This window comes from Streptomyces hypolithicus (assembly GCF_052934925.1).
The window spans coordinates 3,842,279-3,867,306 of the sequence record NZ_CM128811.1 but is presented as its reverse complement, the minus strand read 5'-3'; the positions used below and the strand labels follow the sequence as shown (position 1 = coordinate 3,867,306).

The following is a 25,028-nucleotide window of genomic DNA, read 5'->3' as shown; positions in this document are numbered from 1 at the left end:
GAGGCGGCAGGTCAGTTCCTGGCTTCCAGGCGTGGCTCGACGAGCATGGCCTGGTCACAGTGGCGGGACCGTGCCGGATTCGCACCGGCTTCCTGGGTCCTGCCGCCCGGGTCGGCACAGTGTCCCATCAGCGCGCGGGCCGCCCTCACTTGGGCCGGGTGGGGGCGGCGGCCGGCGAGGGCGCGGTGGGCGAGGACGCGGCGGACGCCGTGGGCGCGGGCGCACCAGGCCGTTACGCCTCTTCGACCTTGACGTCTTCCTCCGTGATCACACCGTCCACGATGCGGTACGAGCGGAACTGGAAGGGGCCGGCGTCGTCGGTGTCGGCGGTCGAGACGAGGACGTAGTGGGCGCCGGGTTCGTTGGCGTAGCTGATGTCGGTGCGCGACGGGTAGGCCTCGGTCGCGGTGTGCGAGTGGTAGATGATCACGGGCTCTTCGTCCCGGTCGTCCATGTCGCGGTAGAGCCCCAGCAGGTCGGTGGAGTCGAACTCGTAGAACGTGGGCGAGCGGGCCGCGTTCAGCATGGGAATGAAGCGCTCGGGGCGCCCGGCTCCGGCCGGTCCTGCGACCACGCCGCAGGCCTCGTCGGGGTGGTCGGCGCGAGCGTGCGCGACGATCTGGTCGTACAGGGCCTGGGAAAGGGTCAGCATGGGCCCAGGATAAGCAGACGGCCCCGTCCGTACCGAGGGGTGGTACGGACGGGACCGGATGCTGGACGCAGGGCGGGGTCAGGCCTTGGGGCCGACGGTCTGCGTGGTGTCGCGCTTCTTGATGACCAGCCAGGAGACGCCGAGCAGCAGCGCCCACAGCGGCGCGCAGTACAGCGAGATCCGGGCGTCCTTGTCGATGCCCATCATCACGATGACCATCCCGATGAAGGCGAGCGCGAACCAGCTGGTGTACGGCGCTCCCGGGGCGCGGAAGGACGACTTCGGCAGTTCGCCGCGGTCGGACTTGGCGCGGTAGCGGATCTGGCTGACCAGGATCATGATCCAGGCCCACATGCCGGAGATGGTGGCGAAGGAGACGACGTAGTTGAACGCCTCGCCCGGCCACTGGTAGTTGATCCAGACGCCGACCATCATCAGCGCGGCCGAGAAGGTGGTGCCGACCAGCGGCAGGCCGTTCTTCGTCAGCTTGGTGAAGGCCTTCGGGCCCTGACCGTTGAGCGCGAGGTCACGCAGCATGCGGCCGGTGGAGTACATGCCCGAGTTGCAGGAGGACAGGGCGGCGGTGAGTACGACGAAGTTCACGATCGCCGCGCCGACGCCGAGACCCATCTCCTCGAAGGCCTTCACGAAGGGCGAGACGCCCGGCTTGAAAGTGCTCCACGGGACGACGGAAAGGATCATGATGAGCGCGCCGACGTAGAATACGGCGATGCGCCACGGCACGGTGTTGATGGCCTTGGGCAGGACGGTCTTCGGGTCCTTGGACTCGCCTGCGGTCACACCGACCAGCTCGACGGCGAGGAAGGCGAACATCACGATCTGCAGGGTCATCAGCGTGCCGCCGATGCCCTCGGGGAAGAAGCCGCCGTCGTTCCACAGGTTGGCCACGGTCGCGGTGTCGCCGGCGTCGGAGAAGCCGATCGTGAGGACACCGGCGCAGATGAGGATCATGCCGATGATCGCGGTGACCTTGACCATCGAGAACCAGAACTCCAGCTCACCGAAGAGCTTCACGGAGATCAGGTTGGCGCCGTAGAGGATGAGGGTGAAGACCAGGGCGGAGAGCCACTGGGGGATGTCCCACCAGTACGTCATGTAGGTGGCGGCCGCGGTGACCTCGGTGATGCCGGTGACGACCCAGAAGAGCCAGTACGTCCAGCCGGTCACGAATCCGGCGAAGGGGCCGACGAACTCGCGGGCGTACTCCGCGAAGGAGCCCGAGACAGGGCGGTACATGAGCAGTTCGCCCAGCGCCCGCATGATGAAGAAGATGACCAGGCCCGCGATGGCGTAGGCCAGGATGAGGCTGGGTCCGGCGCGGTCGATGGCCTTGCCGGCGCCGAGGAAGAGGCCGGTGCCGATGGCGCCGCCGATCGCGATCATCTGGATCTGACGGGCACCGAGTGCGCGCTGGTAACCCTCGCCGGACGTCGGGCCTTCGGCCTCACTGCCGTCGTGCTTGTTGTCGACCTGCACTGAGGTCATGGTGTGTCGCGCCTTTCTCCATGCCGACCCGGCCTTGAGCGGCTCGGATCGACTGTGACGATCCTTTGAGGGGAGAAACCCCGGGATGTGGATGGAGTGCGTACCGGCGGTCAGCCGGTGTCAGCGCCCCCGGGGACAGGGGTGGCGTCCCCGGGCGGTCGTGAAGATTTATCACGGCCGAGGCGGTGATCCACTGCGCCCAATGTGGCGCACGGCACAGGAAGAATGGGACAAAAGCCGCCTAGGGCGGCAAAGGAATGCGCTGCGGTAATGCGATCGTTATCCGGATTTGAGTGTCCGTTGAGCGAACGCTTTGATCGACATGTCCCGACAGGTCAGGGCATAAGCGCTTCGACGAGGCTCTCCTGGAGCGCACCCAGCCACAGGTAGGCCATCAGCATCGGCTTGCGCGGGTCGGAGTCCGGCAGCCGGTACAGCTCGCCGTTCTCGTCCTCGTCGGTGACCTCCAGGCGGGTGCCGATGGTCAGCCGCAGATCGTTGAGTGTGCCGAGCCAGCGCCGGCAGTCGTCTTCGTCCAGCTTCAGTACGGCGCCGCCGCCCTCACCGGTGGCGGACAGCGCGTCGAGGCGGCGTACGACGGCCAGGGCGTCCTCGCGCTTGCGCTCGCGCAGGTCGTTCTCCGTGAAACGCCTGAACTCCGCAGAATTCGCCCGTACTTCCTGCTTGTCCTCGGTCTCCGGCCCCGCCTGCGGGTCGCCGTACGCGTCAGGGAAGAGCCGCGCCAGCGCCGGATCGGACGGCGCCTCGCTCGGGCCCTCGGCGAACAGCGCGGCCAGCGGATCCTCGCCTGCGGCGGGCTGCTCGCCGGGTCCGACCAGCTCCAGCAGCTGTACGGCCAGGCTGCGCAGTATCGAGATCTCGACCTCGTCGAGCGCGACGGCCACGCCGCCGCCCGGAATCTCCTCGAAGAGCCCGGCCATCAGCCGCGGTCCTGTGTCAGCGTCGCCCAGAGCCCGTAGCCGTGCATCGCCTGCACGTCGCGCTCCATCTCCTCGCGGCTGCCGCTGGAGACGACGGCGCGGCCCTTGTGGTGGACGTCGAGCATCAGCTTGTGCGCCTTGTCCTTGGAGTAGCCGAAGTAGCTCTGGAAGACATACGCGACATAACTCATGAGATTGACCGGGTCGTTGTGGACCAGCGTCACCCAGGGAACGTCGGGTTCGGGGACGGCGGAGGTTTCCTCGGCCGATTCGGGGCGTTCGATCTCTGCGGGAGCCGTACTCACTTGTCCCATGGTGCCACCCGGCAGGGGCCGTCGCACAAACGGCCCGTAGAAATCGTCACTCTGACGAGATTGGCGGTAGCATTTTGCCATGACCACTGCGCTTCTTGCCATGAACACTGCGGACCTTGGGCTGCCTGTGAACGTGCCGTCGACCGCGCTCTTCACCGACCAGTACGAGTTCACGATGCTGCAGGCCGCCCTCGCGGCGGGCACGGCCGACCGACGCTCCGTCTTCGAGGTCTTCACCCGCAGACTGCCCGAGGGGCGCAGGTACGGCGTGGTGGCGGGCACCGGGCGGGTCCTGGACGCCGTGGAGAACTTCCGTTTCGACGCGGATGTGCTCGGTTTCCTGCGGGAGCACTCGGTCGTCGACGAGCCGACACTGAAATGGCTCGCCTCGTACCGCTTCACGGGTGACATCTGGGGTTATCCGGAGGGCGAGGTGTACTTCCCGGGTTCGCCGATCCTGCGGGTCGAGGGCAGCTTCGCGGAGTGCGTGCTGCTGGAGACCGTGATCCTCTCCATCCTCAACCACGACTCCGCCATCGCCGCCGCCGCCTCCCGGATGGCCGCGGCCGCGGGCGGGCGACCCCTGATCGAGATGGGTGCCCGGCGCACGCACGAGCTGTCCGCCGTGGCGTCGGCGCGGGCGGCGTACGTCGGCGGCTTCACCTCGACGTCGGACCTCGCGGCGGGCTTCCGCTACGGCATCCCCACCGTCGGCACCAGCGCGCACGCCTTCACCCTGCTGCACGACAGCGAGCGGGACGCCTTCACCGCGCAGGTCGCCTCGCTCGGCAGCGGTACGACGCTGCTGGTCGACACCTACGACGTCGCCGAGGCGGTCCGTACCGCCGTCGAGGTGGCCGGGACGGGGCTGGGGGCGGTCCGTATCGACTCGGGCGACCTGCTGCTCGTCGCGCACCGGGTGCGCCAGCAGCTGGACGATCTCGGCGCCACCGGGACCAGGATCACGGTCACGAGCGACCTCGACGAGTACGCCATCGCCTCGCTGGCGGCGGCGCCGGTGGACGCGTACGGCGTGGGCACGCAGCTGGTGACCGGCAGCGGGCATCCCACGTGCTCCATGGTCTACAAGCTGGTCGCCAGGGCCGCCTCGGCGGACCCGAAGGCGCCGCTGATGCCGGTGGCGAAGAAGTCGACGGGCGGCAAGACGTCGATCGGCGGCCGCAAGTGGGCGGCGCGCCGGCCGGACGCGTACGGGGTGGCGGAGGCGGAGGTCGTCGGCACCGGCGCCGTACCGGCCGAGCTGGCGGGGCGGCAGCTGCTGGTCGAACTGGTCAAGGGCGGCGCGGTCGTGGCCCGGGAGCCGCTGGACGACGCGCGCGAGCGGCACATCGCGGCGCGGGGGGCGCTGCCGATGTCGGCGGTGCAGCTGTCGCGGGGGGAGCAGGTGATCCCCACCGAGTACGTGCAATAGGGCAGGGGAAAGCGGGCGCTCTCCCACGAGTGCGCCGAAGTCTCTACTCTCGAACCATCACTCTCGAACCATCGTCAGGCACCGATCCGCTGTCGAACCGATCACCGACCCGCCGTCGAAACCGCCACCGATCCACCACCGAAGGGCATCCGCCATGCACCGCGCCTTGATCGTCGTCGACGTTCAGAACGACTTCTGTGAGGGCGGCAGCCTCGCGGTGACGGGCGGTGCCGAGGTCGCCGCCGCCATCACGGACCTGATCGGCGAGGCCCCGGCCGGCTACCGCCACGTGGTGGCGACCCGCGATCACCATGTAGACCCCGGCGACCACTTCTCGGCCAGCCCGGACTACGTCGACTCCTGGCCGGTGCACTGCGTCGCCGGTACGGAGGGTGTCGGCTTCCACCCGAACTTCGCTCCGGCCGTCGCCTCGGGCGCTATCGCAGCGGTCTTCGACAAGGGCGCGTACGCGGCGGCGTACAGCGGCTTCGAGGGTGCCGACGAGAACGGCGTCACCCTGGCGGACTGGCTGCGGGAGCGCGGGGTGACCGAGGTCGACGTGGTCGGCCTGGCCACGGACCACTGCGTGCGGGCGACCGCGCTGGACGCGGCGCGGGAGGGGTTCACGACGCAGGTGCTGCTGGATCTGACGGCGGGGGTCTCGGCGGCCACGACGGAGCGGGCGCTGGAGGAGTTGCGGGCGGCGGGCGTGGAACTGTCGGGCAAGCCGGTGGTCTGAGGGCGTGGGGCGCCTGCGGCGGGCTTGTGCCCAGCTCCGCCCCGCCCCCGCCCCCGCGCAGTCCCGCGCCGCCCCCGTCCCGGTGGTGGCGTCACGCCGCCCGGCGGACCGGGCTGAGCAGGGCCCGTATCGGGTGCCACAGCTCCGCACCCTGCTCCGGCGCTCCGCGCCACAGGAGGCCGTCCGGGTGATGCAGTACGGCCGTGATCTCGTCCAGGGTGGGCGGGTGGGCGTTGCCCCGCAGGTACACCGCCCGCAGCCCCAGGTTCCGCAGCCGCGTCAGCGCGCGGGCCCGGTTCGCCGAGTGGACCAGGACGCGGACCTGATGGCCATCGGCCACCGGAGTGGCCGGGCTGGGCAGGGTGAGGGCGACCACCACGCTGCCCCCTGGGAGCCGTACGAAACCGCCACCGGACATGCCTATCAATCCCCCATGAGACGTCGCGTCAATAAGAGCTTGGCAAGAGGCATCTAAACGTGAACGGCCGCCGCCCGCTAGAGGGCGACGGCCGATCATGCTCTGACCTGCAGCCTTACCAATTTTTGGAGGAGGGGCCGAGTTACTTGGCCGAACGACCGACCTTCACCGTGATCGTCGAGCCACTCTTCGGCTCACCGACGATCGAGATCCTGGTGTTGGTGTCAGTGACCTTCACACCACCGGTCGGGTTCTCCTTGTACCAGTACGTCCCCTTGCGGTCGTCGAAGACCGAGACGCCCTTCTGCGACTTCAGCTTCAGCGGCACGTCCGCGTTGTGCAGCGTGAAGCCGTCCGTGCGGTACCGGCTGAAGGACGCGTCGTACGTCTGGATCTTGTTCCGCAGGAGCTTGCCGTCCGCCCACTTCAGCGGCTTGGCGTGCGCGTCCACCGGCAGGATCAGGCCCTCGCCCGGGTGGGCGCTGGTGTTGTTGTCCTTCTGCGAGGTGTCCCACTGCCAGACCATCAGGCCGTTCTGGTAGGGGTAGTGCTCGACCCAGCTCGGCCGGGTGGTGGCGAAGCCGAAGTTGTACGGGCCGGCCTTGAGCGTCTTGTCGTACGACACGTACTGGCGGTTCTCGGCCAGGTAGTACTGGTCGTAGTCCTCCGTGAAGGACCCGCCGATCCGGCTGAAGCCCTTCGCGGTCCAGCCGGCGTCGTCGCCCTCGGCGTTGTCCGTGAACAGCGGCTTGCCGTCCGCGGTCACCGTGATCGCGTCGGCCGCGAAGCCCTTGCCGCCCGCACCGCCGTCCGTCTGGTAGCGGAAGCGCAGGTCGGCCTTCTTGCCGGCGTACGCGTCCAGCGGGAAGGCCAGCTTCTTGTACGCGCCGCCCACGCCCGTCAGGCCCGGCTTGTCGGCGGCGTCGCGAGGCAGCGCCTTGCCGTCGGCGGTGCCGTCGAGCGCGTTCCACGTCCGGCCGGCGTCGGTCGAGACCTCGGCGTACAGCCAGTCGTAGTTCGCCTCGATGTCCCACCAGCCCTGCAGGGCCAGCTCGGCCTTCGCCTTGCCGGTGAGGTCGACGGAGCGGGTCAGGGTGTTCTTGAGGTCGTCACCCATCCCGCTCCACCACTGCTTGGAGCCCTCGGCGGGCTTCACGACGGAGGTGGTGACGGCCTTCTTCGGCAGCTCGACGACCAGGGCCTGCGGGTTCTTGGTGTTGTACGCCGCAACGCCCAGCTTGTGCGTCGACTTCGTCGCGGCCTTCGCCTTGTCGTAGTCGAGCCAGCCCAGCTGGAGCTTGTCCCAGGCGGTCATGTCGCCGGGCAGGTCTCCGATCTCGTTCTTGCCCGTGCCGAGCCAGGAACCGGCCGACATCAGCGACCAGAAACCGACGCCGTTCTCGCCGCCGCCACTGGTGTCGTACAGGTCGGGCAGACCCAGGTCGTGGCCGTACTCGTGGGCGAAGACGCCGAGGCCGCCGTTCTCCGGCTGCATGGTGTAGTCGCCGACCCAGATGCCGGTCTTGCCGATCTGGGCGCCGCCGGACGGGTTGCCCGCGGGGCCGGTCCGGCCGGCGTCCGTGCCGTACGCGTACCAGCGGTGCGCCCACAGGGCGTTCTCGCCCTCGGCGCCGCCGCCCGCGGACTCGTCCTCGCCGGCGTGGACGATCTGGAAGTGGTCGATGTAGCCGTCGGGCTCGTTGAAGTTGCCGTCGGTGTCGAAGTCGTAGCGGTCCCACTGGTCGTAACCGGCGAGCTGCGACTTGATCTGCGCGTCGGTCCTGCCCTTGGCCTTCTGGTCGGCGGCCCAGGCGCTCACGCCGTCGCGGACGGTGTCCCACACGTTGGCGCAGTTGCTGTCGCCGCAGTAGTTGGAGCCGTAACGGGCCTCGTTGTAGTCGACCTTCACCCAGTCGGAGACTTCGCCGGCGACCGAGTAGCGGCCGGACGACGTCTTCTCGTAGTACGTCTTGAGGGACTGCTTGCCCTTGCCCTCACCGAAGTACAGGTCCTGGAAGTGCTTGCGGTTGTAGTCCGCCTGCCACGCCGTCGAGTTGTCCTCGGCGCGGTCGGGCTCGGCGATCGCGTTGTGCGCCGGCCCGGCTTCGCCGCCGTACTTCTTGACGGGCGGCTTGGGTCCTTCGCCGTCCGGGTCGAACATGGTGGTGTCGTCGACCTTGTCGCCGAACTCCACCAGGATCGTGAAGATCTTGTCGGTCTTCTCCCGGCCCAGCTCGACGTACTTCTTGTCGTCGAGCTTGACGACCTTGGACGCGCCGCGCTGCTGCACGGTGGCGTCACCGGCTATGACCTGTTCGAGCGCCGCCTTGCGCTGCTGCTCCTGCTGCTTGCTGAACGGCCCTTCGAGGTCGTGCTCGACATGGCCCTTGGCGGGCGCCGGGTCACGACGCTCGATGCCCGGCGCGTTCTGTGCGCCCGGCCGCTTGTCGTCGGCCTGGGCGGTGGCGAATGCGGATGCCGTGGCGGCGGTCGTGGTCATGGCCACTGCTACGGCGACGGCTCTGAGCCGCCCTCTGCTGATGGTCACTTGATGATGTCCTCCCCCGCGGCCGCGTCAGCACGGAAGAGGGTGAGGGGTTTCCGAACGCGGCGCGCGTCTCAAGTGACGACATTCGACCGGAGTTGCCGAAGAAAAGACAGATCTTGACTTGAGGCGCTCAAGTGCACTATGTAGGAGGCGAGTTTCGGATATCGGACGCCCGCGGTCGGCCTGAACGCGAAATGACTCCGTGCGCCCCCGATGCACCAGCACCGTGGGTCAGGTCACGCTTACTTCGGACTCGGCCGGGGCACTCACGCACGTAGGGTCGCGGCCAGCGCGACCCCGTGATCCGGTGACCCGGTGGCTCAGCCGGTCCGGTGATCCGCTCAGAGGCCCCCTATTGCTGCTCCGAGGACGGATATCGCCATGCCGCGTCCGACTGCCGCACAGTTCGCATACGGTTCCGCCGCCGTCGTCGTCTCGACCCTCGCCATGCTGCTGCTTTCACGGACGGCTTCCGGCATCGGCATCGCCATCGTCGCTCTCGCCGCGCTCGCCCTCGGCGTACTGGTCGCGCTCATCGTGGCCACGCCGAAGACGGCGCACACGGTTCTACGTACGAACCCTGCGGCCGTCTCCGAAGCGGAGCGCACCGCGCACTCGGCGCACTCCGCCCGGCAGCCCACCCGCGCGCACTCGGCGGTCGGCGGGCACTCGCTACGTCGCTGAGACCACGACTGTCTTGGCTGCCTTGTCGTGCAGGCCCTGCTTGTACGGCTTGTCGACCAGAATCATCACCAGGATGATCAGCCACCACAGGCAGAAGCAGCAGATCAGAGCGGGCACCCACAGGACGACGGCGCGCATCAGCGACGCCCCGGTCTCCGGGACCATGCCGCTGTTGAGCATCGCGACGCGCAGGTGCATCAGGCGTTTGCCCACGGTCTGGCCGGTCTTGGCCGTCATGTACGTGTCGTAGCCGATGTAGACGGCCATGGTGATGAGCTGCCACACGAGCGCCTTGCCGCCGCTCATCTGGGTGGAGATCTCGTCCCAGTCGTCGCCGCTGTAGCTGTCGTACATACCGAGCAGCCAGCCGAGCAGACCGAGCGGGATGGCGATGATCAGTACGTCGACGATGCGGGCCGCGATGCGTTTGCCCGTGGGGGCGAGGGGCGGCATCCCGGCCAGCGGGTCAGCGGCGCCACCGCTGTAGGGCGGGGGCGGAGCCCCGTACGGGCCGCCGCCGGAGCCGGGGGCGCCGGACCCTGGGCCGCCTTGACCGGGGCCGCCCTGACCCGGGCCGCCTTGACCCGGGCCCCCTTCGCCGCCGTAGGGCGAGCCTCCGTAGGGGGAGCCGCCGCCGGAGGGGGGTGGCGGCGGGGTCGACGGCGGCGGATCGTGCGGCTTCTTGGCGAACGGGTCGTCATCGGGCGGTGGGCCGGGCGGCGGCTGATCGGTGCTCATAACGGCAGTCGACCGCGCCCGCGCGCTGCCCGCATCCGGTCGAGTGCCGTTCGGGGGACAGCGGCGTACCCGCCCCTAATCCCCCGCCACGAACGTCCGCGCCGCCTTGTCGTGCCAGCACTGCCGCCATGGCCGGTCGAACACGCACCACACAGCGTTGACAACGCCGATGCCCAGCACACCCAGCACCCCGTACAGCAGCCACCGCCGCAGCGCCGCCCCGAAGGCCGGCGGCTCGTGCGCCTCGATGTCCCGCACCTGCAGGCCGCACAGCTTCTTTCCGAGCGTCCGGCCCCACTTGGCGGTCGGCAGCGCCTCGTAGACCACGCCGAGGACCAGGTACGCGCCGAGCACGGCGCCGAAGTACCCGGCGGTGGTCCCGTCGAGCAGCCATACGGTCACGGTCTCGCCGGAGAGCTTCGCCGCCTCGACCTTGTCGTCGATGTGCGCGAGGGCCGCCGTCACGAGCGGCACGGCGGCGGCGCCCACCGCTCCGCCGAGAACGGCCGTGTCGATCAGACGGGCGGCCAGCCGCCGGCCGAGGCCACCGGGGCGGGCGGCCGCCTGGGCCTGGGCGGCCTGCAGGAACGGGTCGCTGACCGGCGGCTTCCAGGGGACGACGGGCTGCGCGGCCGCCTCCTGCTGATCGGGCTGCGCCAGCTGGTGCACCTGCTGCGCCCACGAGGCGGCGCCACCGCCGGGTCCGGCGGCGACAGGCGGCTGCGCGGCCGACGCCGGTGCGGGTTCCGGGGCAGGGGCGGGGGCCTGTACTGGGGCCGGTGCCGGGGCGGGGGCCTGGCCTTGGGAGGCGGTACGGCCCTGGCCCAGGGCGGTGGCCTGGCTCTGGGCGGGCTGCGCGGGGTCCTGACCCTGATCCTGGGCGGGCGGCTGCGTACGGCCCGGGACCTGGGAGCGGGGCGCCCCCGGGGTCATCGTCCTGATCGCCATGGTGCCGTCCGCCTGCGCCGTACGCGCGGACTGCGCCGCACGGCCGCCCACCGCCCTGATGGTGACGGTGCCTTCGGCGGGCGGGGGCGTACTGCCGGGAGTACGCATACCCGGCAGCGCACCCCCGCTGGGGTCGGCGCCCGCCGGAAGCTGCGGAGACTGCGGAGCGGCCGCGCCCGTACTGCGGGGGTCCCCCGTACCGGCGCCGCGGGGGGCGCTGCCCGCGTCGGACCCGGAACCCGAGCCGGCGGCGGTTTCGGCGGCCGGGGCGGGCGACCCCCAGGAGACGCGGCGGTCGCGGTCACCGCCGAACCCCGTCTGGCGGGACGTGTCCGCCTGCCAGGCGGACGCCGGCTCGGGGGAGTTGCCGTGCAGATGGGCGCCCTCGGGCTCCTCGTCGAAGAAGACAGGACCGGTCTCCTCCACGGACGCAACCGGTGTGGGAGCGGCGGTCGCGGCGGCAGCGGCAGCCGCTCCCGCGCCGGCCGGTGCCGACCCGTCATCGGGCGGGGCGGGACGGCTGGTCCCGGGAACCCATGCGGCCCCGTTCCAGAACCGGACATATCCGGGGATGGAAGGATCGGGATAGTAGCCAGGGGTGGGGCTGCTGTCGCCGTTGGCCGGGGTGGGGGCGCTCATCACCGTGTCCCGTATCTAGTCGATGCCTCGTATATCGAGGTCCACATCTATCAGACCCGCGCAACGCACTGGGCCGCTCCCGGTGGAAGCACTCCTTTCCGGTCATCCCCGGAAGCCCCGCGAAGCCTTCGGAGTCATCGGCGAAGTCATCGGCGAAAGTCATCGGCGAAAGTCGCGTAATGAACCACCGGGAAGTGCCTCTCTCCCTGCGTACCGGAAGAAGAAGAACCGTACGCCCGCCCTTCGGAGAGGAAGACCCCCCATGGAGTCCGTGTTGGAACGCGAACTGGAGCTCAACCTGGTGCTGTCGCCCGAGCGCAGCATCCCCGTCCCGGCCCGGCTGGCCTACCGCACGGCTGATCCGTACGCCGTGCACGTCATCTTTCACATCGGCTCGGACTCGCCCGTCCACTGGACGTTCGCCCGCGAGCTGCTCGTCGAGGGCGTGTTCCGGCCCTGCGGACACGGGGACGTACGGATCTGGCCGACCAAGGTCGACGCCCGCAGCATGATCTGCCTGGCCCTGACCTCACCCGACGGCGACGCCATCCTGGAGGCCCCGTCCGCCGCGGTGTCGGCCTGGCTGGAGCGGACGCTGCGGGCGGTGCCGCCGGGCACGGAGGCGGACAGGCTCGGCCTCGACGACGCGCTCGCCGAACTGCTGGCCCCCACCCCGGCCGACGACCTGTGGCAGCGGGAGCCTTGGCCGTCGGACGAGTCACAGGACGGCGGTGAGGGGTGAGTCAGAACAGTTTTCCAGGGTTGAGGAGCCCCAGCGGGTCGAAGGCCTCCTTGACCGAGCGCTGCAACTCCATTCCCACCGGGCCGAGTTCGCGGGCGAGCCATTCCTTCTTGAGCAGGCCGACTCCGTGCTCGCCGGTGATCGTGCCGCCGAGTTCCAGGCCGAGGGCCATGATCTCGTCGAACGACGCGCGGGCGCGGCGCGACTCGTCCTCGTCCGCGTGGTCGAAGCAGACGACGGGGTGGGTGTTGCCGTCGCCGGCGTGCGCGCAGACGCCGATGGTGAGGTCGTACTTCTCCGCGATGGCGGCGGTGCCCTCCAGCATGGCGCCGAGCGCGGAGCGGGGCACGCAGACGTCGTCGATCATCGTCGCCGGCTTCACCGCTTCGAGTGCGGTCAGCGACATCCGCCGGGCGGCGAGGAGGAGTTCGGACTCGGCGGCGTCCTCGGCGGGCACGACCTCGGTAGCGCCGGCCGCCTCGCACAGCGCCCCCACGGCGGCGAGGTCGGCGGCGGGGTCCGCAGTGTCGAAGGCGGCGAGGAGCAGGGCCTCGGTGGACTCCGGAAGGCCCATGTTGGCCATCGCGTTGACGGCGCGCAGGGTCGTACGGTCCATGAGCTCCAGCAGCGACGGCGCGTGACCGCGCGCCATGATCTCGCAGACGGCCTCGCAGGCGGCGGCCGCTGACGGGAACTCGGCGGCGAGCGCGAGCTGCGCGGGCGGGCTGGGCTTCAGCGCCAGGACCGCTTTGACAACGATGCCAAGGCTGCCTTCCGAGCCGACGAAGAGGCGGGTCAGGTCGTAGCCCGCGACGCCCTTGGCCGTGCGCCGGCCCGTGGTGAGGAGGCGGCCGTCCGCCAGTACGACGTCCAGGCCCAGGACGTACTCCGCCGTCACTCCGTACTTCACGCAGCACAGGCCGCCGGAGGCCGTGCCGATGTTCCCGCCGATCGTGCACGTCTCCCAGCTCGACGGGTCGGGCGGGTAGTAGAGGCCCTGCTCGGCGACGGCGCGCGAGATCACCGCGTTGACGACGCCCGGCTCGACGACCGCGATCCGGTCGACCGGGCTGATCTCCAGGATGCGGTCCATCCTGACGAGCGACAGCACGATGCAGCCGTCGGTCGCGTTCGCGCCGCCGGACAGCCCGGTGCGGGCACCCTGCGGTACGACCGGCACGCGCAGCGCGGTCGCGGTCCGCATCACGTGCTGCACCTGCTCGACCGTGCGCGGCAGCACGACGACGGCCGATGCGCCCGCTTGGCAGAATCCGGCCGTGTCGTGGGCGTACGACGCCATGACATCGGGGTCCGTGATCATGACCTCGGCGGGGAGTCCCGCCCGCAGCTGTTCGAGAAGATCGCTCATACTTCCAGCGTGGCACTCGGGGCCACCGGTGGGAAGCGGTGTGCGATCGTCGGCCGCCGCGGAATCCGCCCCGGCAGCCCGGAGCCTTGGCGCAACTTGCGGCCGTCCGGCGCTTGAGGACCGGGGTCCGGGGCGGAACCGCGGGACGGGACGGGGCGGGGCGGGGTGGGGTGGGGCGGGGTGGGGCGGGGTGGGGCAAGGGCGCGGGCACTGGGGTCGGTGCCGTGACGGGACGTCTCCTCGGGTGCCGAACGTGCGGCCGAACCGGATCGCAAAGCCAGAACTGTGTTCGACACCCTGCGGGGAGCGACCCGCCACGACCCCTCCCGCCACAGTGCGGGGCGGGGCGGGGCGGGGCCTACAGCGCCGCCGTTCCGATCAGCGCGTTGCGGGTGACCCGCGCGGTCAACGCGGCCTCGTCCAGCGCTTCCGTGCCCGCCGGGCGCCGCGGAAGGACCATGTAGCGCGTCTCGGACGTGGAGTCCCATACGGTGACGGCGACATCGGCCGGCAGGATCAGGCCGAACTCCGCCAGGACCGCACGGGGCTCGCGCACCACGCGAGAGCGGTACGCCTCGCTCTTGTACCAGCCGGGGGACGGCCCGAGGAGCCGGACGGGGTAGCAGGAGCAGAGTGTGCACACGACGACGTTGTGGGTGTCGTCCGTGTTCTCGACCACCCGCAGCCGCTGCGGCTGCACCCCGCCGGCGGACAGCCCGAGTTCGGTGACGGCGGTGGTCGCGTCGGACAGCAGCCGCTCCCGGAAGCCGGGGTCCGCCCACGCACGGGCGACCACGCGGGCACCCCCGGCGACGGAGGCCCCCGTAAGGAACGCGTCGATGGCTTCGTCGACGGCGGTGGCGGTCACGACGCCGCGTTGCTCCAGGAGCGTTTCCAGGCGTCGGACCTGGCGGGAGATCAAGGCGTCGGAGTGGGTCCCGGTCACGGCTGGTCGTCCTCCAGATAGCTCTCGGACAGGTCGAGTACGACGCTGTGGTCACCCTCGCCCCACAGGTCCCGGGCCGCGAACCGTACGGCGTACACCTGCTCGACCGGACCGTCCGTGCGTCCTTGTGAGCGGATGTCGGCGAGCGGGGCGTGCCCCTCGGGCTCCACGACGGTGCCGCGCTTGCCGCGGGCGTATCGCGGGAGGCGGGTGTGGTGCGGCGGGTCGTGGTGGACGGTGCGGACCCGCGTTCCGGGGGCGTAGCGGTCGTCAGTCATCGAGGTCGCCCGCCGCGAGCACGCTCTTGCGCTCCAGGAGCGTGCGGATGGCGAAGAACCACCGTTCGTAGTACGACGCGGCGAGGTACGCCTGGGGCGGCATCGATTCGACGGCGTCGCGGAACTCGTCCAGGTTGTAGACCTTCTGGGCGATCAGCGCGCCGTTCAAGGCGAAGACGCGCGCCTCCCAGTCCGCGTGGAAGGGCTCCGTGTCGTCGGTGGTGTCGATGGGCCCGAAGCCCTGCATTCCGCCGACGTCGTTCATCCTGGCCATGCGGAGCAGCTTAAGGGCTGGGGCGCCCGGCAGAGTGGGAAGTTCCGGGCGCCCCTGTGGTGATCAGAGGTTGCCGCGCTTCTCCTGCTCGCGCTCGATCGCTTCGAAGAGCGCCTTGAAGTTGCCCTTGCCGAAGCCCATCGAGCCGTGGCGCTCGATCATCTCGAAGAAGACGGTCGGGCGGTCCTGGACCGGCTTGGTGAAGATCTGCAGCAGGTAGCCGTCCTCGTCGCGGTCGACGAGGATCTTCAGCTCGCGCAGGGTCTCGACGGGGACGCGGGTCTCGCCGGCCCACTCGCCGAGCGTGTCGTAGTACGAGTCGGGGGTGTCGAGGAACTGGACGCCGCCGGCGCGCATCGAGCGGACTGTGGCGACGATGTCGTTGGTGGCGAGCGCGATGTGCTGGACGCCCGCGCCCCCGTAGAACTCCAGGTACTCGTCGATCTGCGACTTCTTCTTCGCGATCGCCGGCTCGTTGATCGGGAACTTCACCTTCAGGGTGCCGTCCGCGACGACCTTCGACATGAGCGCGGAGTACTCGGTGGCGATGTCGTCGCCCACGAACTCCTTCATGTTGGTGAAGCCCATGACCTTGTTGTAGAAGCCGACCCACTCGTTCATCCGGCCGAGCTCGACGTTGCCCACGCAGTGGTCGATCGCCTGGAAGGTGCGCTTGGCCGGGGGCTCGACGATCGGGTTCGCGGTGACGAAGCCGGGGAGGTACGGGCCGTCGTAGCGGGAGCGGTCGACGAGGGTGTGGCGGGTCTCGCCGTACGTCGCGATGGCGGCCAGGACGACGACCCCGTGGTCGTCCTTGACCTCGTGCGGCTCCTCGATGCCGCGGGCGCCGTGCTCGACGGCGTAGGCGTACGCGGCGCGGGCGTCCGGCACCTCGATGGCGAGGTCGACGACGCCGTCGCCGTGCTCGGCGACGTGGTCGGCCAGGAAGCGGCCGCGGTCGGTGGAGGGCTTGATGACGGAGGTGAAGACGAAGCGCGCGCCGCCGTTGGCCAGGACGTAACTCGCGGTCTCACGGCTGCCGTTCTCCGGTCCGGAGTAGGCGACGAGCTTCATGCCGAAGGCCGTGGAGTAGTAGTGCGCGGCCTGCTTGGCGTTGCCGACGGCGAATACGACCGCGTCCATTCCCTTGACCGGGAAGGGATCGGCCTCGCGCGCGGTGCTGGGAGTGGTGTGCTGCGTGGTCTCAGTCATGGCGGCAGCGTCTCTCCGTATCGCAAGCTGCGCAATAGTTCGCGGAATCAGTGGGCATTTTGCACAGCGGGAGGGGAGACTGGGGAGGCTATCTGTACAGGATGACCAGGGAGGCGGGCGGGCATGACGACCGGTGGTGGAATCGACGAACTCGACGGGCGGCTCATCGTGCTGCTGGCGCGCGAGCCGAGGATCGGGATGCTGGAGGCCTCGCGGCGGCTGGGGGTGGCGCGCGGGACCGCGCAGGCGCGGATGGACCGGTTGCAGGCCCAGGGGGTGATCCGCGGGTTCGGGCCGGACGTCGATCCCGGCGCGCTCGGCTATCCGGTGACGGCGTTCGCGACGCTGGAGATCAAGCAGGGGCAGGGCGCGGACGTACGGGCCCACCTGGCCACGGTGCCCGAGGTGCTTGAGCTGCACACCACGACGGGGCACGGCGACATGCTCTGCCGGCTGGTGGCCCGCTCCAACGCGGACCTGCAACGGGTGATCGACCGGGTGGTGGGGTTCAAGGGAATCGTGCGGGCGTCGACAGCGATCGTCATGGAGAACCCGGTGCCCTTGCGGATCATTCCACTGGTGGAGCAGGCGTCTGGGGCTTCCTGAGACCGGGCGGGGAGGGCAGGAGCGGAGGGGGCTGGAAGGGGTCCAAAGGAGTGTGTGCAAAGAAGTGCTTGCAACGCTTCCTTTGCAAGTCTAGAGTGGCCGCATGCCCGAAGAGCCCAACTCCCGCAAGCTGGACGCCCGTTCTCTGCGCGGCCTGGCGCACCCCCTGCGGATCCGCCTCCTCGCCTCCCTCCGTCACGACGGCCCCGCCACCGCCTCCCAGCTCGCGGAGCGCCTGCACGAGTCCAGCGGCGCCACCAGCTACCACCTGCGCCAGCTCGCCGTACACGGCTTCGTCGAGGACGACCCCGGGCGCGGCAAGGGGCGCGAGCGGTGGTGGAAGGCCGCGCAGCAGGGGACGGAGTTCAGCCGGGACCTGCACCACAGCCCGGATCCGTCGGTCCGGGGAGCGGCCGACCTCTTCCTCCACGAGATCGCGAACAGCCACACCCAGGAGCTGAGCACCTGGCTCAGCGTGTCGAGGGATTGGCCCGAGGAATGGGCCGGCAGCTCGGAAATGAGCGACTACACGCTGCAGCTCACCGCCGAGCAGCTGGGCGAGCTGAACCACAGGGTGCACGACCTCATCAACAGCTATCAGGGGCTCGCCGCCGAGGGCTCCGCCCAGGTCCGGCTGCACCTGCACTCGTTCCCCCGCCGCCCCACGGACTGAGAGAGGAACTCGCGCCGTGCACAGCGACGTACACCTTCAGCTCCACCACCTGCGCGCCACCGAACTCCACCGGCAGGCCGCCGCGTACGCTCGCGACCGCCGCCCCCGCCCCGCGCCGGCGGTCCCGCTGCGTGCCCGGCTCGGCTGGATCATGGTCGAGGTGGGCCTGCGGCTCGCCCAGCAGCCCCCGGCGCGGCGGGCCCGCGTCGTATGACGCCGAAGGGGCGCCGGAAGCCGTTCGCGGCGGTCCTGGCCGCGAACGCCGTTTCCATCGCCGGTACGTCACTCACCATGATCGGCGTCCCGTGGTTCGTGCTGGAGACCACGGGCAGCGCGGGCCGGGCCGGTGTAGTCGCGTTCTGCGCGACGCTGCCGGTCGTCGTCTCCGCCCTCGTCGGCGGCCCGGTCATCGACCGGATCGGGCGCCGCCGCGTCTCCGTCGCCTCCGACGTGGTGTGCGGTCTCGCCGTCGGGGCGATCCCGCTGCTGCACTACGCCGGGGCGCTGGAATTCTGGATGCTGTGCGCCCTGATGGCCCTCGGCGGCCTCGCGCACACCCCCGGCATGACCGCCCGTTCCGTCCTCGTCCCAGACCTCGCCGCCCACGCGGGCACCACCCTCCCCCGCGCCGCCAGCCTCTTCGAGGGCGTCTCGCGCGGGGCCCGCATGGCCGGCGCCGCGCTCGCCGGGGTGCTCATCGCGCTGCTCGGCGCGGAGGCGGTGCTGCTGCTCGACGCGCTGACGTTCGCGGCGTCGGCCCTGCTCGTCGCGGCGGGGGTCAGGGGCGTACGGGCGGCCGAGCCGCAGAAGTCCGCGCCCCCGGTGTCGTTCAGGACGTACCGCACCGAACTGCGCGAGGGATATGTCTTCCTCGCGCGCAACCGGCTGCTGCTGGCCATGGTGCTTATGGTGATGCTCACCAACGGGCTGGACCAGGGCTGGAGTTCGGTCCTGCTGCCCGTTCACGCCAAGGACAGCCTGGGCGGCGCCACCGCCCTTGGATTCCTCGCCGCGATCTTCGGTGGGGCCGCGCTGCTGGGAGCGCTGTTGTACGGGGCGGTCGGTGAGCGCTTCGGACGCCGGGCCGTGTTCACCGTGGCGTTCCTGCTGTGCGGGCTGCCGCGCTTCACCGTCGCCGCGCTGGTGGACGGGTTCGCGGCGCTGGCCCTGACCATGGCGGCGGGCGGCCTGGCCGCCGGGATGCTCAACCCGATCCTGACGACGACGACGTTCGAGCGCGTACCGCAGGAGCTGCGCAGCCGTGTCGGCGGTGTGGCCACCGCGGGCTGCGAGCTGGCCATGCCGATGGGCGGGCTGGCGGCCGGGCTGCTGGTGCAGGAGACGGGGCTCGTGACGGCGCTGCTCATATTCGGCGGAACGTACTTCCTGGCGACCCTCAGCCCGTTGGTCTTCCCGTCCTGGCGCACGATGGACGCAGGGCCACTGGCCGGGGATCAGGTCAGCAGCTCGGGACCTTCCCGCTTTTCCGCTCCAGCGCCACCAGCGCCCCCACCGCGCCCTTGAGCGTCGTGACGGGCACCAGGCGCAGCCCGGACGGGAGTTCGGCCTGCGCCTGGGCACACTCGTTCTCGGGTACGAGGAAGACCGTCGCGCCGTCGCGCCGGGCGGCCTGCGTCTTCAGGGGTACGCCGCCGACCGCGCCCACCTTGCCGTCCGGGGTGATCGTGCCCGTACCGGCGATGACGCGGCCGCCGGTGAGGTCGCCGCCCGAGCCGTTGCCGTCCAGCTTGTCGACGATGCCCAGCGAGAACAGGAGCCCGGCGCTGGGGCCGCCGACGTCGGCGAGGTTGAGGTCGACCTTCAGGTCGTCCGGGTTCTTGCCGAGGTAGTCCAGGGCCGCGTCGACGGCGGTGTTCTGCGACTGGACCATCTCCTCGACGTTGTTCTTCTCGATCTCCTGGTCGGTGTCCCCTGCCGGGTAGACCGCCTCCTTGGGCATGACGGCCCGGTCGGTCCTGAACCACGCGTCCGTGACCTGCCCGAGGTCGATGTCGACGGACGGACCCGTGGCGACGATCGTCGTCATGCGCAGCTGGCCGCTGGTCTCCCGGACCGGCGTCCCGGTGATCGTGATCACCGGCTTGCCCTTGTCGTCACCCAGGACGTTCGCGGTGCTGCCGGGCTGCGCGACGACGTACGGCAGCGGCGCGAACGCGGCCACGGCGAGGAGCGCGAGCACGGGGGCTGCGCACAGGGCGAGGACACGGGGCCGGGAGAGACGTGAGAGCACGCCCCCAATCTAACCGGCGCACACTCCCCTGCCGCCTTCACCCACCCGCCCTCGCCCACCCGCCGCGCTCACCTCAGGGCTTCAGCCACCTCCCGCGCCGCGTCGACCACCCGCGGCCCCACCCGCTCCGGCACGGAGTCGGCGAGCATGACCACGCCCACGCTGCCCTCCAGGCCCGTCACCCCGACCAGCGGGGCGGCCGCGCCGCTCGCCCCGGCCTCCAGCTCGCCGTGGGTGAGGGTGAATCCCTGGTCGGCGAGGGCCCCCTGGCGCGCGGCGAGGATGGCCCGGCCCGCCGCCCCGCGGTCCAGTGGGTGCCGGAACCCCGTGCGGTACGCCACGTGGTAGTCGGTCCACGTCGGCTCGACCACCGCGACCGCGAGCGCCTCGGCGCCGTCGACCAGCGTCAGGTGCGCGGTGGCGCCTATGTCCTCGGCGAGCGAACGCAGCGCGGGCAGGGCTGCTTCCCGTACGAGCGGATGGACCTGGCGGCCCAGCCTGAGCACGCCGAGGCCGACGCGGGCCCGCCCGCCGAGGTCGCGGCGGACGAGCGCGTGCTGCTCCAGCGTGGCGAGCAGCCGGTAGACGACGGTGCGATTGACACCGAGCTTGTTGGACAACTCGGTGACGGTCAGGCCGTGGTCGGTGTCGGCGAGCAGTTTGAGGACACGTAGTCCCCGGTCGAGCGTCTGGGAGGTCTCCGCGGTCACGACGCCCTCTCTGTGGTGAGTGCCGCGGCCGTCTCACGCGTTGCGGCACCGGTCCCTTCGGCGTCGCGCGCAGAGGCCGCCGGCGGGCCATGGCACCGGCTGCGCTCCGCGGCGGCTCTGCCACGGGGCGTGTGCGTTGCGGGAAAGGTAGCGATCGTCTCCGCTCAGCGGAAGACCTCGTCCAGAATCCGGGCACGGAAGGAGAATTGATCCCGGTAGAGCACAATGCGCCGAAGCTACCGTTTCACCGCATTCGGGTAGCCCACTCCTGAACCTTCTTGATCCGCTCCTGGAGCTGGCCGGCCGTCGCCTCGGCGCTCGGCGGCCCGCCGCACACCCTGCGCAGCTCGGTGTGGATCACACCGTGCGGCTTGCCGGTCTGGTGGACGTACGCACCGACCATCGTGTTGAGCGACTTGCGAAGTTCCAGCAGCTGCTTGTGCGTTACCACAGGCCGCGATTCGGCGGGCTTCTCCAGCAGGTCGGCCTCCTGGGCCGGCTTCTGGCGGCTGTGCGCGATCTGCCGGGTCTGCCGCTTCTGGAGCAGCAGCTGCACCTGGTCGGGTTCCAGCAGTCCGGGGATGCCGAGATAGTCCTGCTCCTCCTCGCTGCCGGGGTGGGCCTGCATGCCGAACTCGGCGCCGTCGTAGAGCACCCGGTCGAAGACCGCGTCCGATTCGAGGGCCTCGAAGGGCAGCTGGTCCTCGGTCTCCTCGTCCTCCAGCTTCTCCGCGTCAGCGAGGAGCTTGTCCTCCTCGGCGAACGGGTTCTCCTCGTCGCTGCCCTTCTTGGGCTTGTCGAGGACGTGGTCCCGCTCGACCTCCATCTCGTTGGCGAAGTCGAGCAGCATCGGGATGGTGGGAACGAACACCGACGCGGTCTCGCCCCGCCTGCGCGATCGCACGAAACGCCCGACCGCCTGGGCGAAGAAGAGCGGCGTGGAAATGGTCGTGGCGTACACGCCGACCGCCAGCCTCGGTACGTCGACGCCTTCCGACACCATCCGGACTGCGACCATCCACCGCGACTGGTCCGCGCTGAACTGGTCGATCTTCTTCGAGGCGGCCTTCTCGTCGGACAGTACGACGGTCGGCCGGTCGCCGGTGATCTTCTTCAGGATCTTGGCGTACTCGCGCGCGGTGTCCTGGTCGGAAGCGATGACGAGCCCGCCGGCGTCCGGGATCCCCTTGCGTACCTCGGTCAGCCGGGTGTCGGCGGCGGCCAGCACGTTGGGGATCCACTCGCCGGTCGGGGCGAGCGCGGTGCGCCAGGCCTGACCGATGGCGTCCTTGGTCATCGGCTCGCCGAGCCGGGCGGCGATCTCGTCACCGGCCTTGGTGCGCCACCGCATGTTGCCGCTGTAGGAGAGGAAGATGACGGGCCGGACGACGCCGTCGGCGAGGGCGTTGCCGTAGCCATACGTGTAGTCGGCCGACGAACGCCGGATTCCGTCGTTGCCTTCCTCGTACGCGACGAACGGAATCGGGTTGGTGTCGGACCGGAACGGCGTACCGGTGAGAGCCAGCCGCCTGGTCGCCGGGTCGAACGCCTCCTGGCAGGCCTCGCCCCAGGACTTCGAGTCGCCGGCGTGGTGGATCTCGTCGAGGATCACCAGCGTCTTGCGCTGCTCGCAGCGGTTGCGGTGGAGCATCGGCCGTACGCCGACACCGGCGTAGGTGACGGCGACGCCGTGGTACTCCCGGCTGAGCGGCCCCGCGCTGTAGTCGGGGTCGAGCTTGATCCCTACCCGGGCCGCGGCCTCCGCCCACTGCTTTTTCAGGTGCTCGGTCGGCGCGACGACGGTGATCTGCTGCACGACATGGTGATGCAGCAGCCACGAGGCGAGCGTCAGCGCGAACGTCGTCTTGCCCGCGCCGGGCGTCGCGACCGCGAGGAAGTCGCGCGGCTGGTCCTGGAGATACCGCTCCAGGGCAGCCTCCTGCCAGGCACGCAGCTTGCTGGCGGTGCCCCAGGGGGCGCGGCCGGGGAAGGCGGGCGAGAGGTGGTGGGAGGCGGTAGTAGTCACGGTCTCCGGTTCGGGGCTCTCGGGGGTACGTACGACAACCGGGCCACCCTACCGGTGGCCCGGTTGCACCGCCGCGAGAAAGCCGTGTCGCCGTCCCGAGGTGGGATACGCCTCACATCGCTTCGCGCAGACCCCGCAGGCGTCGAGCGATCTGGCCGACGTCTTCGAGGTTCCCAGTGGCGACCTCGATGACGAGCTTGTACGACTCGTCCTGGTCGACATCGACCATTTCAGTCCCGTTGAAGTCGAGGAACACGACCGTCGACATCCACGCCATGCGCTTGTTGCCGTCCACCAGTGGATGGTTGATCGCAAGAGACTGAAGCAACGCGGCCGCCTTCTCGAAGAGATCCGTGTACGCCTCGACGCCGAACATCTGTGACTGCGGCCGGTGCACCGCCGAGCTGAGCAGCCCTAGGTCACGCACCGCGACCTGCTGCCCCTCACACGCGAGCTCGGCCAGGTCCAGAACCTCCTGGACGGTCAGGTACTTCACCTATTCCCCCAGCCGTCGCAGCAGGTCAGCATGGTTCAGCGCGTACTTGGCACCGAGTCGGCGGACGGTCTCCCGGTCCGATTCCTGTTCCAGGTACCTGTCGATCGCCTGAAGCACTATGGCGTGCATGCTGCGGCCCTCCTGCTCCGCGCGGAGCTTGAGGGCTTCCTGCTGATCGTCTCGGAGACGCAGATTCATAGCCATACCGAAAAGGTACCACTAATGGGGCCATCGTGGTACCTAGGTCACCCTTCCGGAGCCACCCGCAACCTGGTCGCCACCCAAGCCCCCGCCAGCGCCACCCCCGCCATCGGCAGGAACACCGCCGCGAAGGCCGCCGGGTGGGAGCCATCGGCGCCCGCCACGCTGTGGGCACCGACCGCCCCTCCCCCCAGCGCGGCGAACACCGCACCGCCGATCGCCAGCAGCATCACATTCGACAGCCCGTCCGAAATCTGAAGGGCGGCGGAGTTGCTGCCGGCCTCCTCCGGCGCCGACAACTTCAGCAGCAGCACACTGGTCGAGGCGATGACGGTACCCATCCCGAAGCAGCCCACCCCCCACGCGACCGCGACCACCCACACCGGAACGGCGGCGATCAGCACGCTGGGCGCCGCCGCGATGGCCGCGGCCACCAGCACCATGCCACCGACCGCCATCCGCTCCCGGTACGGCTCCATCCGCGGCCGGGACTGTACGTACGACCCCAGCGCCCACGTCGCCCCGCCCACCGCCAGCGACAGCCCGGCCAGTGTCGGGGACAGCCCGCGCTGGGTGACCAGCATCAGCGGTACGAACGACTCCGCCGCGATGAACGACCCGGCGGCGATCCCCCGCAGCAGCACCACCGAGGGCAGCCCCCGCCCCGCCCGGTACGTCCCGCGCGGCAGCAGCCCAAGAACCGACGGCACCAGCAGCGCCGCGCCCACCCCAGCCGGGAGCAGCGAAAGCCACCTCAGCTCCTGCCCGGCGTACTGGAGCAGCCCCGCCCCCATCGAAATCCCGAGCGCGAGCCGGATCCGCCGCCGGTCGAACCCAGCAACGGGCGCCCCGGGGCCGGCGGGCCCTGCCGCCATCCGACGGATCGCCGGCAGTGCGAGGACCAGCGGGAAGACAACCAGGACAGGAATCCCGACGAACACCCAGCGCCACCCGAGCTGTTCGGTGACGGTCCCGGACACCAGCGGCCCCACCACCCAGCTCGCCGCGAACGCGGCCAGGATCGCGGGCTGCAGCCGCGCGGGATAAGCGCGGCTCACAACAACGTACAAGGCAACGATCACCAGCCCGCCCCCCAGCCCCTGGACGGCCCGCCCGAGCACGAACATCCCCATCACCTCCGCCGTCCCGGAGAGCAACAGCCCAGCCCCGAAGGCGGAAATACCGGTGGCGAGCGGCGCGAGCGGCCCACTGCGGTCGGCCCACTGCCCGGACAGGACCATGGCGAAGAGGCTGGTGGTGAAGTACGCGGAAAAAGCGAAGGCATACAGCGGGATGCCGCCCAGTTCACGAGCGGCCACCGGCATGGCCGTCCCCACAGCGGTCGCCTCGAACGCAATCAGCAGCACCACAGCGATAATCCCGACACTGAGCGCACGATGACTCCCGCCGAGAACGCCCCCGCTCTCCTCCACCGGTACAGCAGCGTCGTCAACAACCTCAGCAACTTCGCGCGGTTCCAGGGCGGTCATTGCCCCAGAGTAAGGGCCATGGCACACAATGACCCCTGTCCCTGGACGCCCCCGCACTCGTCCTTTGGTCCTACGACCACCACACCCACCCCACTCACTCCCACCCCACTCCCACCCCACTCCCACCACGCGCACCAGCACCCACGCCGGCACCCGCACAGGCACCCCACCGACGGCCCCCAGGCACCGACGGCC

Annotated in this window: 27 protein-coding genes and 1 riboswitch; of the genes, 8 read left to right on the top strand and 19 right to left on the bottom strand. The window is 70.3% G+C overall.

Features of this window, described 5'->3' with window-relative positions; genetic code table 11:
• Positions 1-12: 12 nt before the first annotated feature.
• Positions 13-117, bottom strand: a riboswitch (cobalamin riboswitch).
• 115 nt (positions 118-232) lie between these two features.
• The 4 genes from ACU6WZ_RS18230 to clpS form a co-directional block, all read right to left on the bottom strand.
• On the bottom strand, positions 233-652 hold the full coding sequence (locus ACU6WZ_RS18230) for a M67 family metallopeptidase (RefSeq protein WP_447029101.1): 420 nt from the start codon (positions 650-652) through the stop codon (positions 233-235).
• A gap of 78 nt (positions 653-730) precedes the next feature.
• Positions 731-2,158 carry an amino acid permease gene (locus ACU6WZ_RS18225; RefSeq protein ID WP_447029100.1) on the bottom strand — a complete coding sequence of 476 codons (1,428 nt, stop codon included), beginning with the start codon at positions 2,156-2,158 and terminating at the stop codon, positions 731-733.
• 335 nt (positions 2,159-2,493) lie between these two features.
• Entirely contained in the window at positions 2,494-3,099 is a 606-nt protein-coding gene (locus ACU6WZ_RS18220; RefSeq protein WP_447029099.1) for a DUF2017 domain-containing protein, read from the bottom strand.
• Positions 3,099-3,413, bottom strand: coding sequence for an ATP-dependent Clp protease adapter ClpS (clpS, locus tag ACU6WZ_RS18215; protein ID WP_447029098.1), 315 nt, complete (start codon positions 3,411-3,413; stop codon positions 3,099-3,101). The genes ACU6WZ_RS18220 and clpS overlap by 1 nt, the downstream gene beginning before the upstream one ends.
• Before the next feature lie 100 nt (positions 3,414-3,513).
• Here clpS and ACU6WZ_RS18210 point away from each other — a divergent pair, with 100 nt between their 5' ends.
• Both ACU6WZ_RS18210 and ACU6WZ_RS18205 read left to right on the top strand, forming a co-directional pair.
• On the top strand, positions 3,514-4,845 hold the full coding sequence (locus ACU6WZ_RS18210) for a nicotinate phosphoribosyltransferase (RefSeq protein ID WP_447034115.1): 1,332 nt from the start codon (positions 3,514-3,516) through the stop codon (positions 4,843-4,845).
• 154 nt (positions 4,846-4,999) lie between these two features.
• Positions 5,000-5,584, top strand: coding sequence for a nicotinamidase (locus ACU6WZ_RS18205; protein ID WP_447029097.1), 585 nt, complete (start codon positions 5,000-5,002; stop codon positions 5,582-5,584).
• A 91-nt stretch (positions 5,585-5,675) separates the two neighbouring features.
• On the opposite strand, the gene ACU6WZ_RS18200 is transcribed toward ACU6WZ_RS18205, so the two are convergent.
• Together ACU6WZ_RS18200 and ACU6WZ_RS18195 are read right to left on the bottom strand one after the other, a co-directional pair.
• Entirely contained in the window at positions 5,676-6,002 is a 327-nt protein-coding gene (locus ACU6WZ_RS18200; protein WP_447029096.1) for a hypothetical protein, read from the bottom strand.
• A gap of 142 nt (positions 6,003-6,144) precedes the next feature.
• Positions 6,145-8,502 (bottom strand): immune inhibitor A domain-containing protein, encoded by a 2,358-nt coding sequence (locus ACU6WZ_RS18195; protein WP_447034113.1) that lies wholly within the window; start codon positions 8,500-8,502, stop codon positions 6,145-6,147.
• Between the two features lie 429 nt (positions 8,503-8,931).
• On the opposite strand from ACU6WZ_RS18195, the gene ACU6WZ_RS18190 reads away from it, so the two are divergent.
• Positions 8,932-9,234 (top strand): hypothetical protein, encoded by a 303-nt coding sequence (locus tag ACU6WZ_RS18190; RefSeq protein WP_447029095.1) that lies wholly within the window; start codon positions 8,932-8,934, stop codon positions 9,232-9,234.
• Here ACU6WZ_RS18190 and ACU6WZ_RS18185 read toward each other — a convergent pair.
• Both ACU6WZ_RS18185 and ACU6WZ_RS18180 read right to left on the bottom strand, forming a co-directional pair.
• Positions 9,223-9,972 carry an RDD family protein gene (locus ACU6WZ_RS18185; protein WP_447029094.1) on the bottom strand — a complete coding sequence of 250 codons (750 nt, stop codon included), beginning with the start codon at positions 9,970-9,972 and terminating at the stop codon, positions 9,223-9,225. The genes ACU6WZ_RS18190 and ACU6WZ_RS18185 overlap by 12 nt on opposite strands.
• A 75-nt stretch (positions 9,973-10,047) precedes the next feature.
• Complete coding sequence (locus tag ACU6WZ_RS18180) at positions 10,048-11,559, bottom strand: RDD family protein (RefSeq protein WP_447029093.1); 1,512 nt, start codon at positions 11,557-11,559, stop codon at positions 10,048-10,050.
• A gap of 262 nt (positions 11,560-11,821) precedes the next feature.
• Between ACU6WZ_RS18180 and ACU6WZ_RS18175 the strand changes: the two genes are divergently transcribed.
• Entirely contained in the window at positions 11,822-12,301 is a 480-nt protein-coding gene (locus ACU6WZ_RS18175; protein ID WP_447029092.1) for an SsgA family sporulation/cell division regulator, read from the top strand.
• 1 nt (position 12,302) lies between these two features.
• Here ACU6WZ_RS18175 and ACU6WZ_RS18170 read toward each other — a convergent pair whose 3' ends face one another.
• From ACU6WZ_RS18170 to hppD, 5 genes are all read right to left on the bottom strand, one after another.
• Positions 12,303-13,670, bottom strand: coding sequence for an FAD-binding oxidoreductase (locus tag ACU6WZ_RS18170; protein ID WP_447029091.1), 1,368 nt, complete (start codon positions 13,668-13,670; stop codon positions 12,303-12,305).
• 358 nt (positions 13,671-14,028) lie between these two features.
• Complete coding sequence (locus ACU6WZ_RS18165; protein WP_447029090.1) at positions 14,029-14,616, bottom strand: nitrile hydratase subunit alpha; 588 nt, start codon at positions 14,614-14,616, stop codon at positions 14,029-14,031.
• The gene (locus ACU6WZ_RS18160; RefSeq protein WP_447029089.1) at positions 14,613-14,894 is read right to left on the bottom strand and encodes an SH3-like domain-containing protein; all 282 of its coding nucleotides are present in this window, start codon (positions 14,892-14,894) and stop codon (positions 14,613-14,615) included. The genes ACU6WZ_RS18165 and ACU6WZ_RS18160 overlap by 4 nt, the downstream gene beginning before the upstream one ends.
• Positions 14,887-15,168 (bottom strand): hypothetical protein, encoded by a 282-nt coding sequence (locus ACU6WZ_RS18155; protein WP_447029088.1) that lies wholly within the window; start codon positions 15,166-15,168, stop codon positions 14,887-14,889. The genes ACU6WZ_RS18160 and ACU6WZ_RS18155 overlap by 8 nt, the downstream gene beginning before the upstream one ends.
• 63 nt (positions 15,169-15,231) lie before the next feature.
• On the bottom strand, positions 15,232-16,380 hold the full coding sequence (gene hppD, locus ACU6WZ_RS18150) for a 4-hydroxyphenylpyruvate dioxygenase (protein ID WP_447029087.1): 1,149 nt from the start codon (positions 16,378-16,380) through the stop codon (positions 15,232-15,234).
• 123 nt (positions 16,381-16,503) lie between these two features.
• On the opposite strand from hppD, the gene ACU6WZ_RS18145 reads away from it, so the two are divergent.
• The 4 genes from ACU6WZ_RS18145 (at position 16,504) to ACU6WZ_RS18130 (ending at position 19,183) form a co-directional block, all read left to right on the top strand.
• Positions 16,504-16,986 carry an Lrp/AsnC family transcriptional regulator gene (locus ACU6WZ_RS18145; protein WP_447029086.1) on the top strand — a complete coding sequence of 161 codons (483 nt, stop codon included), beginning with the start codon at positions 16,504-16,506 and terminating at the stop codon, positions 16,984-16,986.
• Positions 16,987-17,089: 103 nt separating this feature from the next.
• Complete coding sequence (locus tag ACU6WZ_RS18140; protein ID WP_447029085.1) at positions 17,090-17,659, top strand: ArsR/SmtB family transcription factor; 570 nt, start codon at positions 17,090-17,092, stop codon at positions 17,657-17,659.
• 16 nt (positions 17,660-17,675) lie between these two features.
• Positions 17,676-17,873 (top strand): hypothetical protein, encoded by a 198-nt coding sequence (locus tag ACU6WZ_RS18135; RefSeq protein WP_447029084.1) that lies wholly within the window; start codon positions 17,676-17,678, stop codon positions 17,871-17,873.
• Entirely contained in the window at positions 17,870-19,183 is a 1,314-nt protein-coding gene (locus tag ACU6WZ_RS18130; RefSeq protein WP_447029083.1) for an MFS transporter, read from the top strand. The genes ACU6WZ_RS18135 and ACU6WZ_RS18130 overlap by 4 nt, the downstream gene beginning before the upstream one ends.
• Here ACU6WZ_RS18130 and ACU6WZ_RS18125 read toward each other — a convergent pair.
• The 6 genes from ACU6WZ_RS18125 to ACU6WZ_RS18100 form a co-directional block, all read right to left on the bottom strand.
• Positions 19,119-19,910, bottom strand: coding sequence for a S16 family serine protease (locus tag ACU6WZ_RS18125; RefSeq protein ID WP_447029082.1), 792 nt, complete (start codon positions 19,908-19,910; stop codon positions 19,119-19,121). The two genes, ACU6WZ_RS18130 and ACU6WZ_RS18125, sit on opposite strands and share 65 nt — an antisense overlap.
• Positions 19,911-19,978: 68 nt before the next feature.
• Positions 19,979-20,620, bottom strand: a complete 642-nt coding sequence (locus ACU6WZ_RS18120) for an IclR family transcriptional regulator (RefSeq protein ID WP_447029081.1) — start codon at positions 20,618-20,620, stop codon at positions 19,979-19,981.
• Positions 20,621-20,864: 244 nt separating this feature from the next.
• Positions 20,865-22,646, bottom strand: coding sequence for a DEAD/DEAH box helicase (locus ACU6WZ_RS18115; protein WP_447029080.1), 1,782 nt, complete (start codon positions 22,644-22,646; stop codon positions 20,865-20,867).
• A gap of 112 nt (positions 22,647-22,758) precedes the next feature.
• Entirely contained in the window at positions 22,759-23,142 is a 384-nt protein-coding gene (locus tag ACU6WZ_RS18110) for a type II toxin-antitoxin system death-on-curing family toxin (RefSeq protein ID WP_447029079.1), read from the bottom strand.
• Entirely contained in the window at positions 23,143-23,340 is a 198-nt protein-coding gene (locus tag ACU6WZ_RS18105) for an Arc family DNA-binding protein (protein ID WP_447034111.1), read from the bottom strand.
• A 47-nt stretch (positions 23,341-23,387) separates the two neighbouring features.
• Positions 23,388-24,833 (bottom strand): MFS transporter, encoded by a 1,446-nt coding sequence (locus ACU6WZ_RS18100; RefSeq protein WP_447029078.1) that lies wholly within the window; start codon positions 24,831-24,833, stop codon positions 23,388-23,390.
• Between the last annotated feature and the right edge of the window lie 195 nt (positions 24,834-25,028).

What these genes read in the sequence shown, in the direction of transcription:
- ACU6WZ_RS18105 (WP_447034111.1), bottom strand. Translation starts at nt 23,340, where the DNA reads ATGAATCTGCGTCTCCGAGACGATCAGCAGGAAGCCCTCAAGCTCCGC.
- ACU6WZ_RS18230 (WP_447029101.1), bottom strand. Translation starts at nt 652, where the DNA reads ATGCTGACCCTTTCCCAGGCCCTGTACGACCAGATCGTCGCGCACGCT.
- ACU6WZ_RS18145 (WP_447029086.1), top strand. Translation starts at nt 16,504, where the DNA reads ATGACGACCGGTGGTGGAATCGACGAACTCGACGGGCGGCTCATCGTG.
- ACU6WZ_RS18180 (WP_447029093.1), bottom strand. Translation starts at nt 11,559, where the DNA reads ATGAGCGCCCCCACCCCGGCCAACGGCGACAGCAGCCCCACCCCTGGC.
- ACU6WZ_RS18170 (WP_447029091.1), bottom strand. Translation starts at nt 13,670, where the DNA reads ATGAGCGATCTTCTCGAACAGCTGCGGGCGGGACTCCCCGCCGAGGTC.
- ACU6WZ_RS18140 (WP_447029085.1), top strand. Translation starts at nt 17,090, where the DNA reads ATGCCCGAAGAGCCCAACTCCCGCAAGCTGGACGCCCGTTCTCTGCGC.
- ACU6WZ_RS18130 (WP_447029083.1), top strand. Translation starts at nt 17,870, where the DNA reads ATGACGCCGAAGGGGCGCCGGAAGCCGTTCGCGGCGGTCCTGGCCGCG.
- ACU6WZ_RS18210 (WP_447034115.1), top strand. Translation starts at nt 3,514, where the DNA reads ATGAACACTGCGGACCTTGGGCTGCCTGTGAACGTGCCGTCGACCGCG.
- ACU6WZ_RS18100 (WP_447029078.1), bottom strand. Translation starts at nt 24,833, where the DNA reads ATGACCGCCCTGGAACCGCGCGAAGTTGCTGAGGTTGTTGACGACGCT.
- ACU6WZ_RS18195 (WP_447034113.1), bottom strand. Translation starts at nt 8,502, where the DNA reads ATGACCACGACCGCCGCCACGGCATCCGCATTCGCCACCGCCCAGGCC.
- ACU6WZ_RS18185 (WP_447029094.1), bottom strand. Translation starts at nt 9,972, where the DNA reads ATGAGCACCGATCAGCCGCCGCCCGGCCCACCGCCCGATGACGACCCG.
- ACU6WZ_RS18200 (WP_447029096.1), bottom strand. Translation starts at nt 6,002, where the DNA reads ATGTCCGGTGGCGGTTTCGTACGGCTCCCAGGGGGCAGCGTGGTGGTC.
- ACU6WZ_RS18220 (WP_447029099.1), bottom strand. Translation starts at nt 3,099, where the DNA reads ATGGCCGGGCTCTTCGAGGAGATTCCGGGCGGCGGCGTGGCCGTCGCG.
- ACU6WZ_RS18205 (WP_447029097.1), top strand. Translation starts at nt 5,000, where the DNA reads ATGCACCGCGCCTTGATCGTCGTCGACGTTCAGAACGACTTCTGTGAG.
- clpS (WP_447029098.1), bottom strand. Translation starts at nt 3,413, where the DNA reads ATGGGACAAGTGAGTACGGCTCCCGCAGAGATCGAACGCCCCGAATCG.
- ACU6WZ_RS18175 (WP_447029092.1), top strand. Translation starts at nt 11,822, where the DNA reads ATGGAGTCCGTGTTGGAACGCGAACTGGAGCTCAACCTGGTGCTGTCG.
- ACU6WZ_RS18225 (WP_447029100.1), bottom strand. Translation starts at nt 2,158, where the DNA reads ATGACCTCAGTGCAGGTCGACAACAAGCACGACGGCAGTGAGGCCGAA.
- hppD (WP_447029087.1), bottom strand. Translation starts at nt 16,380, where the DNA reads ATGACTGAGACCACGCAGCACACCACTCCCAGCACCGCGCGCGAGGCC.
- ACU6WZ_RS18190 (WP_447029095.1), top strand. Translation starts at nt 8,932, where the DNA reads ATGCCGCGTCCGACTGCCGCACAGTTCGCATACGGTTCCGCCGCCGTC.
- ACU6WZ_RS18160 (WP_447029089.1), bottom strand. Translation starts at nt 14,894, where the DNA reads ATGACTGACGACCGCTACGCCCCCGGAACGCGGGTCCGCACCGTCCAC.
- ACU6WZ_RS18155 (WP_447029088.1), bottom strand. Translation starts at nt 15,168, where the DNA reads ATGGCCAGGATGAACGACGTCGGCGGAATGCAGGGCTTCGGGCCCATC.